Raw genomic sequence first — 16,005 nt, 5'->3', positions numbered from 1 at the left:
TGTTTTCCTATCGCCGCTTCAGCCAGTCACTGTGTCACTGTGGGGCGCTGTCGGTCGCGCTGACTCACATAAAGCTACACATCACTTTGAAACTTTACAAATCTGCTGGTAAATCCAACTTTTTAGGCCTTAATACCTAGCCATTTTTTAAGGCCTGAGGCGTATGGATTCACCCGTCGCACGTTGGCGGGCAGCAGCAACGCCCACAGCACGTACGTAACGGCCGCCGCGAGCATCATTGGCAACCCGTCGAGCATCTCCTTCATTCGCAACACGAAGATGGCTGCCGTTGCAGCGGCAATCAGCACCGGCATGTAGACGGTCTTCCACGAACACAATTCAAGTGAGACAACGAGTGCGGGCACCAGGAAGCCGAATACTGCAATGAGCCAAATAGGTTTACCCACAATTAGCCAGCTAAGCCCAACGCCAAGGAGGCTCGCCGCCGGACTGACCAAGCTTGCGATGATGACATGTCGCGCCCATGTACTTTGGCTGCCACCAAGCGTGACGAAGTTGGCCAAAGAATCTAGGTGTTGCACAAAAGTTGTCGTCATGGCCAAGACGGCTATTGTCATCAGCATGTTTCCGATATTCGGTCCGTTCTCAGGCCATGTGTTGCTGATGAAGGCGTTCGCCACCGCTGCGATACACAGGACCACCCAGCCGATGAACCAACCGCGAACCAACGGGCGGTAGACCAGCTGACCTTCAAGGCTTGCCGGGAAGCGTCCAAAGCTATCATTGCCTGGAGTATCCGCTAGAAGGTCTTCGACCGTCATGGTTTTGGCTTTGGCCTTCCAACAGATCAGCTTCCACGCGAGGATTAGCACCGTGATAGCGAGAGCAATCCACCAACGCAGATAGATGGCCAAAATGCCAGCAATCACAGCTGGCAAGAGCGCTGCGATGCGCCCGTATCGAGTTTTAGTGGCTGTGTTAAGCCCTAATGGCTGCGCTTTGATTCCTTGCGGGCCGGCAGTAAAAATACCGGCCCACAGACCGACGAACACGAAACTCGCAATAAACGCATTGTCGGCGCCTCCCGCCAGGAAGAACCCACAAAGCAAGAAAATCGACAGCAGCGAGTTTCCCCAATTCAGCGTGCCGAAGAAGAGTTTCATTGTGCACCTCCTAGCGCCAACACCGCCTCTTCCAGGGTGACTTCCTGCGCGCGTAGCCCGAATTCTGCCGCCTGATCGAAGACGCACTCGGCGAAGTTGGGGCGGGCGTCGATAAGCACACGCTCTGCGTGGACCGAGGAATGGCGGGCCAATACCGGCAACTGTAGGCGCCCCAGTGCCCTATCTACTTGTTCCGCAGGGCCCGTCACCGCCACGATGCAGTCGACGAGGCTTTCAATGGGGCCAGACAAGGGTGCTTCGCCAAGCAAAAGCACCGTGTCGAGGTAGCCCTCAATCTCATCGAGATGATGGGTGGACACCACAATCGTGCGTTTGCCCTGTTCCTCCCGGAGGACCTCAAGAAAGCGCTGCCGCTTATCGACGTCGAGGCCCAGGTAGGGCTCATCCAGCAGCATCAACTCGCAGCCGGAAGCTACGGCGAAGATAAAACCCATCGCGGACTTCTGGCCGCGGGACAAGCCGGAGTAGTTCTTCTTCGGGAGCGCAAATTGCGCGGCAAGCTCTTCAGCCCGCTCCTGGTTCCAGGTCTTCCACCGCGCCTTGCCAATGCGGAAGAGCTTGTCTACGTTCCAGCCATCGAAAAGCGGGTTATCAATGCCCATCAGGATGATGCGATCCATGATCTTCTGGTTGTCAAAGGGACGCTCCCCAAAGACTTTCAACCCCTCCGACTTGAGCTGGCCTGCGATCATGCGCAGCAGCGTCGTCTTGCCCACTCCATTGGGACCCACCAGGCCGTGGGTCAGGTTATCTTCGAGCGCGAAAGACAGCGCCGGAGCATTTTGCATAGCTAGGTTTTCGGCTTTAATCATTTCGACCACTCCGGGATACGTTGGGTATTTGCGTACAGCGGGTAAAAGTAATGAACGGGCAAAACAAGGACGATGCAGACTACGCATACGATCGCGCCGGTAGGCTGCGACATTTCCACGCCCCGAATAAACCCGAGAAGGCTCATTCCTCCTATCACTCCAACGAGGCCCAACCACAAACTCGCATTGCACAACACAAAGAACAGGACATAAAGTCCTACATTCACGAAGAGATCCGCGGGCGCAAGCAGCCCACTTAGTGCAAGCACGCACACCAAACCGAGCAAGCCCGTGCCTAGGTTGTGGCGGCGCCAGGAGCGGCGCGTGCGCCCGAATGCCTGCCACATGTAAAGGTCGTCGCCAAAGAGCCAGCTGCTACCAAGGGCGCCAAAGAGGACGGGAATTGCCCAAATAAATGGATCCCTCACTGAAGGGAATACGCCGGGGAGCAACTTCTGCCAAGCGAAGAGCAGGCCGCCAACGATGACGGCAGTGGATAGTATGACTTTCCACCGCGAGCCCTTCGAATCTTTAACGGCGGTGCGCTTGCGCTCACGATCTTTATCACGGATTTGCTTGTATAAATACCAAACGACGAAAAGTGCGACTAGCCCGGTGATTCCCAGCGCTTGCGGCAGTGGGATAACACCAATATTGAACACGGCAATGACTCCGACCACGAGCACCGCGAGGGGAATATTCAAACGAAGGAAATCCGCGCGCCGGTAGCCAAAGGCCTTGAATGCCGGAAAAGGGACCAAGAGTGCAACGGCCAAATTGAGACCCAAGCACGAGTACATAACCTGCGAAACTAGGGGGAAGTCTGTCCAGAACCGCGCCGAGGAAAAAACTACAATCAGTACCACCGCGGCGAGACAGCGCCACCAATAGTCGGTGATGTGGTGCCAAAACAGGCTAAACATGGGTTTTAACATCGAGCCCTCCCATCGCGAGCTTCACTGCATCTTCCAAGTTGACCGGCTTGCCTTGGGCGACGCCGCGCTCCACGATGACGCGGGTATTGCCACCTACGGTCTCCTTAACGAGCGCCGCCTCTTCCAGCTCTGCGGGTAGGGACCCGGTAACGGTGACTTCAACGAGGGCGTCGTCAAGCAGAGCGGCATCAAAAGTGCGGACAACGCCGTCGCGCAGCACTAGGTAGCTGTCGACCACTTGCGAAGTTGCGTGCAGATCGTGGGTCGCCAACACCACCGTGCGCGGATGGGCCTCCAGCTCAGCGAGGAGCTCACGATAGAAGGCCTCATGGTTATAGGCATCGAGACCCAGGTAAGGCTCATCCAGCAGAGTTAGCGGCGCACGCGCCGCAAGAGCAATGACAATGGCCAGCATGGAACGCTGGCCGCGGGAAGCCGAGCCATGGCGCGTGCTCAGATCGAGGCTGAAGACCTCGGTGAGATGCTCCGCCACCTCCTGCTGCCAGTGGGGGTAGCGCTGGGCTGCAACCTTCACAATCGCGCCAAACTTCCAGGAACGCGGGTAGGTGGTGTCCACGCCAGCGAAAACCACCTGATCCATCACCTCGGCGTTATCGAAAGGCGCTTGTCCGAAGACCTCAATTTTTCCCTTGTAACGCGCCTGCCCGGCTAGCAGCGAAAGCAGCGTGGACTTGCCTGTGCCGTTGCGGCCAACGAGCCCGTAGATGCGGCCTTCCGCTAGCTGAATATTGACGCCGTCCAGGACGGTCTTGCGGGAGAAAGACTTGGAAACACCCTGCGCGGTTGCAACGGTGTTTGCAGTAATTGCAGCGTTTGCGGGGTTCGCGGTGTGTGCGGTGTGTGCGGTCATGAGTAGAGTCCTCTGCTTTCTGCGACACGGTGGACAAGTTCTTGTAATTGCTCGCGCGTATACCCAAGGCGGACGGCCTCATCGACGAGGGGGGCGACGTATTCGGCGGCGAAGTCATTGCGTCGCCGCTGGCGGATTCTTTCGGTAGCGCCGGCCGCCACGAACATGCCGATGCCGCGGCGTTTTTCTAGAATTCCGAGTTCGGTCAACAAAGTGATCCCCTTTCGCGCCGTGGCGGGGTTGATGTTGTGGAAGGCGGCTAGCTCATTCGTCGAAGGCGCCTGTGCTCCTTCTTCCAGGCCACCTTCCACGATGGAGTCCTCAATTAGCGCGGCGATCTGTCTGAATAACGGCTGCGTTGAGTTATCCATGTACGCCTGCACCTCCTCGCTTGCTCAACTGGTTAGTTACTCAACTAACTAACTAAACAAGTACCTCGGATTTTAGATTTACGCAAGAGCAAAACTTTTCTAGACCGTCTGACCTGCCAATTCCCCCCAAGGCATCGACGTTTAGTGACTAATGGGGCACACTGGATCCCAAAGAAAATTTATTTAGAACTATTAGGAACGGAACTTAGGAGCCATGCTTGAACGAACACTTGTCTTCGTTGACACGTCTTACCTGCTTGCGAGCTTTTATAACTCATGGGAAACCGGAGCTCGCGCGCAACTAGAAATAGACCTCCCAGAGGTCGTAAATAATCTCGGTTCCATGGTGGAGAACCAGCTCGGAAACCGCATTCACCGCCAGTACTGGTACGACGGAATCCCAGACACTGGCCCACACCGCTACCAGCGCGCACTGCGCACCTGTGATGGCGTGCAACTTCGCACCGGCCAGCTCATCGAGTGGGGCGAGCGCCGCACCCAAAAGGCAGTCGATACCCGCCTCGTTGCCGACATGATCCTCGCTGCAATGAAGCAGCAAGTCACCGACTTTGTGTTGGTTTCCGGTGACGCCGACATGATCCCAGGCGTACAAGAAGCCGTAAACGCGGGCGTGCGCGTGCACCTCTATGGCTTTGGCTGGGACTCCATGTCCTCCGCCCTGCGCCACGCTTGTGACACCACGACCATCCTCGATCCGCGCGAAGACTTCGCCGACGCAATGGAGCTCCAGGTCCTGGAAGGCCCACTGCCGCCCACCATCCGCGAGCCTCACAACAGCGACGAAGAGCTGCCGCAGGTGCCTCAAGTAGAGGACGAGTGCGAGCCTTCCGAGGCAGAAGCAGCGTTTACCTCAGCACCGAAGCCCAGCCCCTCCCCTGCCGACCTCGCGCCACAGACGGCCACCACAACGGGCTCGGGTGAAACTGCCGAGGCCAAGCCTGCGGCCGAGAACACGCAGGCACCGCAGCCCCCAGCTACGGATTCCACCGACGAAACGCAAAGCGCAGCCGAGACTCCGAAGCCAGCTGCACCGAAGCCGTCCATGATGGCTCCGCGCCGCAAGCTGCGCTCCAAGTACGTGCCACTACCCGAGGAGGTCTGGACCTCTGCAGGCTTCCAGTCGCCATTCGACGTCGGCCAGCAATACGCCTCCTGGTGGTTCGAGAATGCCGCCAACGCCGAGCAACGCGACCAAGCACACCTACTCTCGGGCGGCGGCCTGCCGCCGGAGATCGACCGCCCGCTGCTGCAGTTTGCCTGTGAAACTCTGCACGAGTACACGCTGAGCGAATCCCAACGCGTCAATCTGCGCGATGGCTTCCACTCCGGCATTCGTGGCGTCCTCATCGCCATCCGCCGCGAGGAAAGCTAACCTCCTCGCCTAAAAGGAGGCGGCCACCCCTTCAGCTCCCTCAGCGTTGAGGAAAGAAGGAGGTGGCCGCCTCTTTTCTATTTCTGCCTTAAAAGCCTTAGTGGCTACTTCTGCTCACCGGAGCCTAGCTCTTTCTGCTTAGCCATCTCGGCGCGGATCCCCTCCAGACGGGAGGTTGCCTTCATGTCATTGCCGGCCGCGGTGATTTCCTGAATACGGCTGCCGCCGGAAGCCTGGTGCAGCTCCTGCGCACCCAGTGCATCGGTATAGCGCTTTTCAATCTTTGCGCGCACAGAATCTAGTGTAGGCACGGAGTCATCCGCCTGCAGTTCGTCCATGGACTGCACGACCTTGGCGTTTTGCTCCTGCATCGCAGCCTGATCAGCCTGCGCCATGAGCTCGTCGACCTGTGCCAGCTGCTCCTTCAGGCGCGCCTCGGACTGCTGCTGCTGAGCCTTAGCCTGCTCTGCAGCCTGAGCGGCAGCGGCGTGTTGAGTCTTTACGTTCTCCAGCTCATGTTCCACAGCAACCAACTGAGAGGCTACGACCTCGGCAGCCTGGTTGTACTCGGAAGCAGCCTGCGGGTCATCCGCCTTATCTGCTAGCTCGAGGGCGCGCCGCGTCTGGTTTTGGTAATCCTCCTGCTGCTTGAGCAGGCGGTTGATCTGCAGCTCGAGCTGGTTCTTGTGACCGATGATTTCCGCCGCATGCTCGGAGATCTTGCGGTGTTGTTCCTTGGCACCGTCCACAGCCTGCTGAATTTGCACCTTAGGGTCGGCGTTCTCATCGATCTTCTGATCGAAAGAGGCCATTACGTACTTCCAGCCTTTGCTGAATGGATTCGCCATTGAACTAACTCCTTGCGTGTGGAAATAAGGGAAGGTCCCAATAAAAAGGACGCTTTCTAGCGAGTTTAGCCGGACTAGCTAGAAAGCGTCCGAGAAAAGAGCTTGAGGGTGGGGGATAAAGCGCTATGCGCCGAACCCGCCGGCTTCCTAGCTCTCGCTTTGCGCGTTCTGCTCTTCAACCTGACGGCGGACGTCCTCCATGTCGAGCTCCTTAACCTGTTTGATCACATCCTCGAGGGCTGCTGGTGGCAATGCACCCGCCTCGCGGAAGACCAGGATCCCGTCACGGAAGATCATCAGGGTAGGAATGGACTGGATCTGCAGCGCTGCGGAAAGGCCCTGGTTTGCCTCGGTGTCGAGCTTGGCGAAGGTCGCGTCTGGGTGCTCCTCGGAAGCCTTCTCAAATACCGGCGCGAAGCGCTTGCACGGGCCGCACCAATCAGCCCAAGCGTCTACGAGAGTAATGCCCTCACCGGACACGGTCTGCTCAAAGGTCTCTTCAGTTACGTCGATAGTTGCCATATAAATCTCTCCTGTTTTTCGGGGTCTTTCCTATCAACGGTACATGACTGAGTGTTACTCCTTGGCGCACTATTGCAATATACCCCCTGGGGGTATACGGTCGGGTTGTACCCAAAGAAAGGAAAAACAATGAGCGTAAAGAACTACACCGTAGAGGGCATGACCTGTGGACACTGCGAAATGTCGGTACGTGAAGAGGTCGGCGAAATCGCCGGCGTCAGCTCCGTTAGCGCAGACCACACCACCGGCGCCGTCACCGTCGAGGGCGAGGGCTTCACCGACGAGCAGGTTGTCGCCGCCGTTGCAGAGGCCGGCTACAAGCTCAAGGCCTAATTCACTCTTCCCTCTTAGAACCATGACTAATCTCGCCCACCTGGATCTTGGCGTTTCCGGCATGACGTGCACCTCGTGCTCGTCGCGCGTGCAGCGCAAGCTCAACAAGGTCGACGGAGTAACGGCCAACGTCAACTTCGCCACCGAGACCGCCGCCATTGAGTACGACCCGGCCACTGCAAACCCCGAATCCCTCATTGAGGTAGTTCGCGGCGCCGGCTACAACGCTTTCACTATGGGCGATGATTCTTCCGATGCGGAAGACCCCGAGAATGGCTCAGATCCCACCGCGGCCGCGCGCGCCCAGGAGTCCCGTGATCTACTGCGCCGCACCCTCATCTCAGCCGCGCTTTCCACACCGGTAATGCTGGTTTCCATGCTGCCCAGCCTGCAGTTCGACAACTGGCAATGGGCGGCCGCAATTCTGGCGACCATCGTCTATATCTTCGGCGGCGCACCTTTCCACAAGGCGACGTGGGTAAATCTGCGTCACGGCTCCTTCACCATGGACACGCTAATTTCCATGGGAACCACCGCGGCCTATTTTTGGTCGCTGTATGCCATGTTCTTCGGCACCGCTGGCCAGCCTGGGATGAAGATGCACATGGAGCTGATGTCCAACCACGCACAGATGGATCACATCTATCTGGAATCGGTGGGCATGGTCATCACATTCTTGTTGTTGGGCCGTTGGTTTGAAGTCAAAGCCAAGGGCCAATCCTCGGAGGCGCTGCGCACGCTTCTGGGGATGGGCGCCAAGGACGCTACGCTGCTTGTCGACGGCGCGGAAAAACGCGTGCCCATCGCACAGATCCAGGTAGGAGACATATTCGTCGTTCGTCCTGGCGAGAAGATCGCCACCGACGGCGTTGTGGAAGCCGGCGCCTCCGCCGTAGACGAGTCCATGCTGACAGGCGAGTCAATGCCCGTGGAAGTCAAGGCGGGTGACCACGTTACCGGCGCCACGTTAAACTCCGCCAGCCGCTTAGAAGTCCGCGCCACCAAGGTCGGCGCGGATACCACGCTCGCGCAAATGGCCAAGCTGGTCACCGACGCCCAGGCTTCCAAGGCCCCAGTCCAGCGCCTGGTAGACAAGATTGCACAGGTCTTCGTGCCCGTGGTCATCATCATTGCCGCCCTAACGCTGCTCGCGCACTTGGTCTTTGGGGACGGCGTCGCACCAGCCTTCATCGCTGCGGTCGCTGTACTCATCATCGCCTGCCCCTGCGCAATGGGCCTTGCCACTCCGACTGCCATTTTGGTGGGCACTGGCCGCGGCGCGCAGCTGGGGCTTCTCATCAAAGGCCCTGAGGTCCTCGAGTCCACCAAGAAAGTAGACACCATCGTCATGGACAAGACCGGCACCGTCACCGAGGGCAAAATGACCGTCGCACGTGTGCATCTCGCACAGCAAATGGGAGGCTCTACAGCAGAAGGCAGGCTTCTCCTGCTCGCCGCGGCGGTGGAAGTAGGTTCTGAGCATCCGATTGCCAAGGCCATCGTTTCAGCAGCCCAAGATCTGCCGCAGGCAGGCCGCATTGAGCCCGCAAGCGATTTCCATTCCGTGGCAGGCCAAGGCGTCAAGGGCACAGTAGACGGACACCGCGTGCGCGTAGGACGCATAAAGGGTGAGCAAGCAGCACGCGGCGAGCTCGCCGCCACCTTCCAGGCCGCGGAGGCCGAGGGTGCAACCCCGGTCGCCGTCTACGTGGACGATACGCTCGCTGGAATCATCGATGTTCGCGATACGGTGAAGCCGACGTCTGCCACGGCCGTCGCCAAGCTCCGCGAACTCGGCCTTAACCCACATCTTCTGACCGGTGACAACGAAGGAGCAGCGCGCGCCGTCGCCAAGGCCGTGGGCATCGCCGACGCGGACGTGACCGCAGGCGTGCTGCCGTCCGACAAGGTGGCGGTAATTAGGCACCTGCAGGAGGAGGGAAAGACCGTTGCCATGGTGGGTGACGGCGTCAACGACGCAGCAGCCCTTGCCCAGGCAGACCTCGGCCTAGCCATGGGGGCTGGCACCGACGTGGCGATTGAAGCATCCGATATCACCTTGATGAACAGCGATCTGCGCTCCGCAGCCGACGCCATCCGGCTCTCGCGCCGCACCCTACGAATCATCAAGGGGAACCTGTTTTGGGCTTTCGCCTACAACGTACTGCTCATCCCAGTGGCTGCATTGGGCCTACTCAACCCGCTTTTCGCCGGCATCGCTATGGCCTTTAGCTCGGTGTTCGTTGTCAGCAACTCACTGCGTCTGCGCAACTTCCAATCTTCCTAGCATTTTCCCAGCACACAGAGCTATACCCGGCTATAGTGCCCTGGTATGCAGACAATCAACCAAGGCTACATTTCACGCGCAGAGCGTCTCGACCGCCTGCCTGTTACTAAGAAGCACAAGAAGCTGTTAGCCGGCTCAGGGATCGGCTGGGCACTCGATGCCATGGATGTCGGACTCATCTCTTTCGTCATGGCAGCTTTGGCAACCCACTGGGGCATTAGCCCTACCGAATCCTCTTGGCTGGCTTCAATCGGCTTCGTGGGCATGGCACTCGGCGCGACCTTTGGAGGATTGCTCGCCGATAAGATTGGGCGCCGCCAAGTATTCGCGCTAACCCTGCTGGTCTACGGTTTGGCCACCGGCGCATCAGCCCTCTCGACCGGATTGACGATGCTCCTTATCCTGCGCTTTATCGTCGGCCTCGGTTTAGGCGCAGAACTGCCGGTGGCATCAACGCTCATTTCCGAGTTCTCCCCGCTTAAAGTGCGTGGACGCATGGTGGTCATACTTGAGGCTTTCTGGGCAGTGGGCTGGGTGCTCGCAGCGCTCATTGGCACCTTTGTAGTCGGGGCGTCGCCTAGCGGCTGGCGCTGGGCCTTGGCGCTGGGAATGGCACCTGCCATCTACGCCCTGTTCGTGCGCCTCCGTCTGCCCGAATCGGTGCGTTTCTTGGAATCCAAAGGCCGGCACGCGGAGGCAGAAGAGGCGGTGGCCTCCTTCGAAGCAGCGGCCAGATCCGAGGGCAAACCTCAATCTTCTGCCGTTACCCCACCGACCTACGGGGAGGAAGACATCACCTCGACTAGCATTTGGTCGGCATCACTGCGCCGGCGGACCGCCGCGTTCTGGAGCATCTGGTTTTGTGTGAACTTGAGCTACTACGGCGCGTTCATCTGGATTCCTTCACTCCTCGTAGCCGATGGGTTCAGCCTGGTTAAATCCTTCAGCTTCACGTTAATCATCACGCTTGCCCAGCTGCCCGGCTACGCCGCTGCAGCCTGGCTTATTGAATCCTGGGGCCGACGCCCAACGCTCGCCGCGTTCCTAATCGGTTCCGCCTGTGCAGCAGGAATGTATGGTTTTGCATCCACCACGACCTTGATTCTCGTGGCAGGTTGCCTGTTGTCCTTCTTCAACTTGGGAGCCTGGGGTGCGCTTTACGCCATCGGCCCAGAGCTCTATCCCACCCACCTCCGCGGCGCGGGAACGGGTGCCGCCGCGAGCTTCGGCCGGCTTGCTTCCATTCTCGCTCCATTGATGGTGCCAGTGGTAGTCTCGCACGGCGGTAAGCCCTGGCTTTTTGCCATCTTCGCCGCCGCATTCGCCGTGGCAACAATTGCCGCATTCTTACTTCCGGAACAACGGGGAAAGGCCCTGGTATAGAGATGAAAGCACGCTTGCGCGCTGCCGTTGCTCTGGGTGGATATTGCACGGTCATTTTGTCACTGACCACCCTGAAAGCCTTCTTCCAGATCGGCTATCTCTGGAATCCGGACAATCAACGCGCCAGGGAGCTGCGTCTGATGCCGCTGGATGATCTGTTCTCCGGCAGCTGGTTCAAGCCCGCGTTTGAATACGGCGGTAACTTCGCATTCTTCGTCCCACTTGGAATACTGCTCTACGTGCAGGTGGGCTCGAAACTCAAGGCAACGATCTGGGGTCTTGTCTTCTCTGCCCTAGTCGAGACCATCCAATACGTCTTTTCGCTAGGGCGCACCGACATCGATGATCTCTTCTTCAACACCCTGGGTGCATTCTTCGGCGCCTGGTTCGCGCAACAGCTCGGAAAAAGATTGCACGCCTTCTGGCAATGGTTGGCCATCGCCACGACCGCAGTATTTATCGTGCTCGTAGTACTCGGCCCGCGCCTAGGTGATCCTGCAAAGGTCAAGGATTTGTCTCTGTATGGATCTGCTGAAGAATCGCTTTCCGCGCAGCTTTCCACTGCGGCCCTTCCGGCTTAGACCACGAATAATGCTCCGCGTCATCGAGGAGCACCGTCTCAATGCTGAGTCCATGCGCACGTGCTCGAGCCATGAAGTATTTGACCTCGTCGGCGTTGACGGTCTTGTCATTTTTACCGTGGAGCACCACGATGCGGGCTTTGTCGTTGACATTGTCCGCAGGTGAAGCTTCGAAATAACGCTGCGGCACCTGGCGCGGCGTACCACCTAGAAGCGTGCGCACAAACTTATCGTGCTGTCTAAAGGCCAGGTGCATGTCATAAACACCGGCAATACCCACGCATTTATCTACGCGGAACTTTGGTGCGGCACCAGGTGCCTTTGCCGGCAGCGCCGGACGCGAACAAGCCCACGTCGAAAGGTTGCCGCCCGCTGAATAACCAGCAACAACGACATTGCTGATGTCGAGGGGGATGCGTGATTCATGCGCGAGCTGCGGAATGAAGTCAATAGCCGCCGCAACGTCGTTGTACGTCATTGGCCACCCACCAGGCGCATCCTTCGCGTTCAAAGTCACGCCACGGTATTCCACGTTCCACACTGCAACTCCGTGTTGGGCTAGGTCGTTGACCACGGGTGCCGCAGAGCGCGCAGTAGACTTTTCTTGCCATCCACCACCATGGAAGAAAACCACTAAAGGGATCTTTTTCGCAGGTGAAAGCTTCTTGGGCGTCACCAAGTATCCATGTTGTCGCGGGTGTTGATGGCCATAAACAAACTTCTGGGCATTTACCTGCGGAGAGGGTTTAGTGGGCATCACGGGCGCCGACGTGGGCTGCCCCGTGCCTCCTTCAGGCGCTGGGGTGCCGGAACAACCAACGCCACTGAGGCTCAATGCCATAACGGCCGCGGCAAAGGCGCCGGAAATCGCTAAGCCGCGGATATGCGACACCGGTTGCCTATTCTGAGGGTGCGGCAGGCTATTAGCCATGTGCCATGTTGACGAACTTGGAGTAGTGCAGCTGGTGCGCAACCTGGATTGTATCGATAGGACCACCACGGTGCTTAGCCAGAATGATGTCAGCCTCGCCGGCTCGTGGGTCATCCCGGTCCTGGGAGTCTGGGCGGTAAAGCAGCATAACCATATCGGCGTCCTGCTCCAGCGAGCCCGACTCACGAAGGTCAGCAAGCTGCGGCTTCTTGTCAGTGCGGGACTCCGGGCCACGGTTCAGCTGGGAAATAGCAATCAGCGGCACCTCGAGCTCCTTGGCCAAAAGCTTAAGCTGTCGGGAGAATTCCGAGACCTCTTGCTGACGGGATTCAACCTTCTTGCCGGAAGACATCAGCTGCATATAGTCAAGCACGATGAGGTCCAAACCATGTTGTTGCTTGAGGCGGCGGGCCTTGGAGCGAATCTCCATCATGGTGAGGTTCGGAGAATCATCGATGAACAGTGCCGCGTCTTGGATGCGGTTGAGCGTCTGGTCGATCTTGGCCCAGTCTTCAGTGGAAACGCGGCCACCGCGCATATCGGTTAGCTTTACCTCCGCCTCAGCCGAGAGCAAACGCATCACGATCTCAGAGGCAGACATCTCGAGGGAGAAGATTACGGAAGTCTTGCCATGCTGCAACGAAGCCGAACGCATGAAGTCCATGGCCAGCGTCGACTTACCAACACCAGGACGCGCCGCGACAATGATCATCTGCCCTGCACGCAGACCATTGGTGAGCTTGTCCAAGTCAATGAAGCCAGTTGGTACGCCGGCCTCCAAGCCACCGTTTTGCTGCAGCATCGCGAGCTCGTCAATGGTTGGATCGATAAGCTTTCCAAGAACTTGATAATCCTCGGTTGTCTTCTTCTGCGCCACCGCAAACACTTCTTGCTGGGCACGATCCAAGACAGACTCGATTTCTGCATCTTCGGCGCCTTCAAAACCCAGCTGAACAACGCGCGTACCTGCGTCAACAAGCTTGCGCAGAACTGCCTTTTCCGCAACGATTTCCGCATAGTAGCGAGCATTCGCTGCAGTAGGAACGGTGGCCAAAAGGGTGTGCAAGTAGGGCGCACCACCCACGCGCTCCAGATTGTTATAGCGGTCTAGACGGGAGGCCACGATGACCGCATCAATGTCAGTGCCGGCGGCATAAAGATCGACCATAGCCTGATAAATCAACGCATGCGCTGGGTAATAAAAGTCATCTGGTTCGAGCTCCTCAATGACTTCCATAACTGTATTCGGGCTAAGGAGCATAGCGCCCAAGACGCCTTGCTCCGCTTCCCTATCTGAAGGCGGCTGGCGGAACTCGCCATAGCGCTTAACGTCATCCTTGCGCTTGCCGCGGTAGGGGCGCTCTTCTACTTCCGGCACATCGGGTGCCTCTGGTGGTACGAAGTCAGAGTCATCAAAGCTTGCATTAGTCATAGACAATCCATCCCACGATATTTTTGCGGCCGCTAGGCGGCATATCTCCCCTCGGCTACTCTTTCGAGCTTTAAGTCTAATGCAGCGGATAGACATACAATTTTCGCCCCGATACACGCTTCGCTTGGGTATAAAACGAAAGTTTTCCACAGGCACTTGTGCAATTCCCAGGTGAGTGCGTACTTTTGCCCTAAGACTGCTGTTAGGACCTGTGGATAACTCCTTCAAGCCACTGACCTGCGATTACTATAAGCGCAGGTCAGGTGATGTTTTTGCCAATGTGAAAATGTACACAAAACCAGTGGACAACCGCATCTACCTGCGCATTAACGCTTTTACCCGCGGGTTAACGAGCGGTAAAAACAGCCTCCACTTGACAAAAGTTATCCACAGATTTGGAAAGTTATCCACAGTTGTCCACAGGCGGGTGAAATCGTGCCTAAAACGCGCAAAAGGCCCCTGGGGTTTGCCACCTCACATGGCAGGCCCCAAGGACCAACTGCGTTGCTGTTGTCATTGTGGTTTCCATGCTTCGGGCATGGAAACCGTCGTGCGCCTTAAATCAGTTTTAGGCAGCGACGACCGAGAAGTTCACCTTGCCGAGAACATCAGCGTGCAGCTTGAGCTCGACCTGGTAGTTGCCGGTCTTCTTGACCAGGCCCTTTGGCAGAACGACGATGCGCTTGTCCAGCTTCGGGCCGCCAGCGGCCTCAATAGCGGAAACGATGTCATCTGCAGAAACGGAGCCGAAAAGCTTGCCGTTCTCAGAAGTCTTCATTGCAACCTGAACGCCGGAGAGCTGTTCGAGCTGGTTGCGGACCTCGCGTGCGTGATCCAGGTCGCGGATTGCGCGAGCTTCCTGGGCGCGCTTGATGCCCTCGATCTGCTTCTCAGCACCGCGGGTGGCAACGATTGCCAGGCCGCGAGGAAGCAGGTAGTTACGTCCGTAGCCGTTCTTAACCTCAACAATTTCGCCTGGGGCGCCGAGGTTCTCAACGGCAGCGGTGAGGATCAGCTTCATGATCCCTGCCTTTCAATTGAGTTAGTTAATAATTGCGTTTGACAGTGTTTAGAACGGGGGTTCAGCGTCTGCACCGCCGAAGCTGCCGGCTTGTGGTGCAGAATTCCACGGATCATTAGAAGGAGCTGACTGCTGCGGAGCGCTCTGGTTTCCACCAAAGCCGCCCTGGTTGCCGCCGCCAAAGTTGTTGCCACCCTGGTTCTGCTGCTGGCCGCCGTAGTTGCCACCACCATTGCCACCATTGGCGGACTTGCGGGTGACCTGAGCGGAAGCGTAGCGCAGGGATGGGCCAACTTCATCGACCTCAACCTCAAAGACAGTGCGGTTTTCGCCCTCGCGGTTCTGGTAAGAACGCTGGCGGAGGCGGCCATTAACAATGACACGCATGCCCTTGGTCAAAGTCTCTGCAACGTTTTCTGCGGCTTGGCGCCACACGTTGCAAGTCAGGAACATGGCTTCGCCATCCTCCCACTGATTCGTCTGCGAATTGAAGCGACGAGGGGTGGAAGCAACGCGGAAGTTTGCTACAGCTGCACCCGCTGGGGTGAAGCGAAGCTCCGGGTCAGCAACTACGTTGCCAACAACGGTGATTGGGGTTTCTCCCTGTGCCATGGTCTGTTCTCCTTATCGGTTACGTGGATTCTTAAAACTCTGAAACCAGTATCCGCTATTTGCTGTCGGTGCGCAGAACCTTGGTACGCAGGATGGTGTCGTTCAGGTTCAGGCGGCGGTCAAGCTCGAGTACCGATGCGGACTCGCACTCAAGGGTAACGACGGCGTAGATGCCCTCTTCCTTCTTGTTGATGGCGTAAGCAAGACGACGCTTGCCCCATACATCAACGTTTTCAACCTTGCCGCCGTCCTTACGGACAACTTCCAGGAACTTGTCTAGGGACGGGGATACGGTGCGCTCATCCTGGTTAGGATCCAGAATAATCATGACTTCGTAGTGACGCACGGACCTCATCACCTCCTATGGTCTAGTAATTGTTTTCGGCCATATCACCTTTGCGGATATGGCAGGAGGGTACGTTGCGTCAAGCAACCCCATCACAATAGCGCATTGACCGGCCAAAAAGAAATCCCCAACGGGATATTTCCGCTGAGGACTTACAGTCTGTAACCAAGCACACGAACGAC

General features: G+C 57.7%; 17 protein-coding genes. 5 read left to right on the top strand and 12 right to left on the bottom strand.

Annotated elements, in window-relative coordinates; all coding sequences use genetic code 11:
* Positions 1-122: 122 nt before the first annotated feature.
* Genes WM42_RS07645 through WM42_RS07625 form a run of 5 tightly spaced genes read right to left on the bottom strand, consistent with a single transcriptional unit; the run spans position 123 to position 4,134 of the window.
* Positions 123-1,124 (bottom strand): hypothetical protein, encoded by a 1,002-nt coding sequence (locus WM42_RS07645; protein ID WP_062036723.1) that lies wholly within the window; start codon positions 1,122-1,124, stop codon positions 123-125.
* Complete coding sequence (locus tag WM42_RS07640; protein ID WP_188310733.1) at positions 1,121-1,957, bottom strand: AAA family ATPase; 837 nt, start codon at positions 1,955-1,957, stop codon at positions 1,121-1,123. Before WM42_RS07640 ends, WM42_RS07645 begins: the two co-directional genes overlap by 4 nt.
* Positions 1,954-2,880 carry a hypothetical protein gene (locus tag WM42_RS07635; RefSeq protein WP_062036720.1) on the bottom strand — a complete coding sequence of 309 codons (927 nt, stop codon included), beginning with the start codon at positions 2,878-2,880 and terminating at the stop codon, positions 1,954-1,956. Before WM42_RS07635 ends, WM42_RS07640 begins: the two co-directional genes overlap by 4 nt.
* Positions 2,873-3,763 carry an ATP-binding cassette domain-containing protein gene (locus WM42_RS07630; RefSeq protein WP_062036717.1) on the bottom strand — a complete coding sequence of 297 codons (891 nt, stop codon included), beginning with the start codon at positions 3,761-3,763 and terminating at the stop codon, positions 2,873-2,875. Before WM42_RS07630 ends, WM42_RS07635 begins: the two co-directional genes overlap by 8 nt.
* On the bottom strand, positions 3,760-4,134 hold the full coding sequence (locus WM42_RS07625) for a GntR family transcriptional regulator (protein WP_062036714.1): 375 nt from the start codon (positions 4,132-4,134) through the stop codon (positions 3,760-3,762). The genes WM42_RS07630 and WM42_RS07625 overlap by 4 nt, the downstream gene beginning before the upstream one ends.
* 214 nt (positions 4,135-4,348) lie before the next feature.
* Between WM42_RS07625 and WM42_RS07620 the strand changes: the two genes are divergently transcribed.
* Positions 4,349-5,527: an NYN domain-containing protein gene (locus WM42_RS07620; RefSeq protein WP_062036711.1), complete on the top strand. Its 1,179-nt coding sequence runs from the start codon at positions 4,349-4,351 to the stop codon at positions 5,525-5,527.
* Between the two features lie 104 nt (positions 5,528-5,631).
* On the opposite strand, the gene WM42_RS07615 is transcribed toward WM42_RS07620, so the two are convergent.
* Positions 5,632-6,375, bottom strand: coding sequence for a PspA/IM30 family protein (locus WM42_RS07615; protein WP_062036708.1), 744 nt, complete (start codon positions 6,373-6,375; stop codon positions 5,632-5,634).
* A 147-nt stretch (positions 6,376-6,522) separates the two neighbouring features.
* Complete coding sequence (gene trxA, locus WM42_RS07610) at positions 6,523-6,897, bottom strand: thioredoxin (protein WP_061925198.1); 375 nt, start codon at positions 6,895-6,897, stop codon at positions 6,523-6,525.
* Positions 6,898-7,026: 129 nt separating this feature from the next.
* Between trxA and WM42_RS07605 the strand changes: the two genes are divergently transcribed.
* The 4 genes from WM42_RS07605 to WM42_RS07590 are packed head-to-tail and all read left to right on the top strand — an operon-like array spanning position 7,027 to position 11,481.
* On the top strand, positions 7,027-7,230 hold the full coding sequence (locus tag WM42_RS07605) for a heavy-metal-associated domain-containing protein (RefSeq protein ID WP_062036705.1): 204 nt from the start codon (positions 7,027-7,029) through the stop codon (positions 7,228-7,230).
* A 22-nt stretch (positions 7,231-7,252) separates the two neighbouring features.
* Positions 7,253-9,517, top strand: coding sequence for a heavy metal translocating P-type ATPase (locus WM42_RS07600; RefSeq protein WP_062036703.1), 2,265 nt, complete (start codon positions 7,253-7,255; stop codon positions 9,515-9,517).
* A gap of 45 nt (positions 9,518-9,562) precedes the next feature.
* The gene (locus tag WM42_RS07595) at positions 9,563-10,900 is read left to right on the top strand and encodes an MFS transporter (RefSeq protein ID WP_062036700.1); all 1,338 of its coding nucleotides are present in this window, start codon (positions 9,563-9,565) and stop codon (positions 10,898-10,900) included.
* A 2-nt stretch (positions 10,901-10,902) separates the two neighbouring features.
* The gene (locus tag WM42_RS07590) at positions 10,903-11,481 is read left to right on the top strand and encodes a VanZ family protein (RefSeq protein ID WP_061925209.1); all 579 of its coding nucleotides are present in this window, start codon (positions 10,903-10,905) and stop codon (positions 11,479-11,481) included.
* Here the strand turns inward: WM42_RS07590 and WM42_RS07585 are convergent.
* The 5 genes from WM42_RS07585 to rpsF all read right to left on the bottom strand — a co-directional run bounded on the left by WM42_RS07585 (position 11,405) and on the right by rpsF (position 15,823).
* Complete coding sequence (locus tag WM42_RS07585; protein WP_158510269.1) at positions 11,405-12,373, bottom strand: alpha/beta hydrolase family protein; 969 nt, start codon at positions 12,371-12,373, stop codon at positions 11,405-11,407. The genes WM42_RS07590 and WM42_RS07585 overlap by 77 nt on opposite strands.
* A 31-nt stretch (positions 12,374-12,404) precedes the next feature.
* On the bottom strand, positions 12,405-13,844 hold the full coding sequence (gene dnaB / locus WM42_RS07580; protein ID WP_062036696.1) for a replicative DNA helicase: 1,440 nt from the start codon (positions 13,842-13,844) through the stop codon (positions 12,405-12,407).
* Positions 13,845-14,412: 568 nt separating this feature from the next.
* On the bottom strand, positions 14,413-14,865 hold the full coding sequence (rplI, locus tag WM42_RS07575) for a 50S ribosomal protein L9 (RefSeq protein WP_062036695.1): 453 nt from the start codon (positions 14,863-14,865) through the stop codon (positions 14,413-14,415).
* Positions 14,866-14,913: 48 nt separating this feature from the next.
* The gene (locus WM42_RS07570; protein WP_062036694.1) at positions 14,914-15,477 is read right to left on the bottom strand and encodes a single-stranded DNA-binding protein; all 564 of its coding nucleotides are present in this window, start codon (positions 15,475-15,477) and stop codon (positions 14,914-14,916) included.
* Positions 15,478-15,532: 55 nt separating this feature from the next.
* Complete coding sequence (rpsF, locus tag WM42_RS07565) at positions 15,533-15,823, bottom strand: 30S ribosomal protein S6 (RefSeq protein ID WP_179294269.1); 291 nt, start codon at positions 15,821-15,823, stop codon at positions 15,533-15,535.
* Between the last annotated feature and the right edge of the window lie 182 nt (positions 15,824-16,005).

Origin of the sequence: Corynebacterium simulans (assembly GCF_001586215.1) — a bacterium.
Lineage (GTDB): Bacteria > Actinomycetota > Actinomycetes > Mycobacteriales > Mycobacteriaceae > Corynebacterium > Corynebacterium simulans.
The sequence above is the reverse complement of the archived record's forward strand: the minus strand, read 5'-3'. Positions and strand labels throughout refer to the sequence as shown.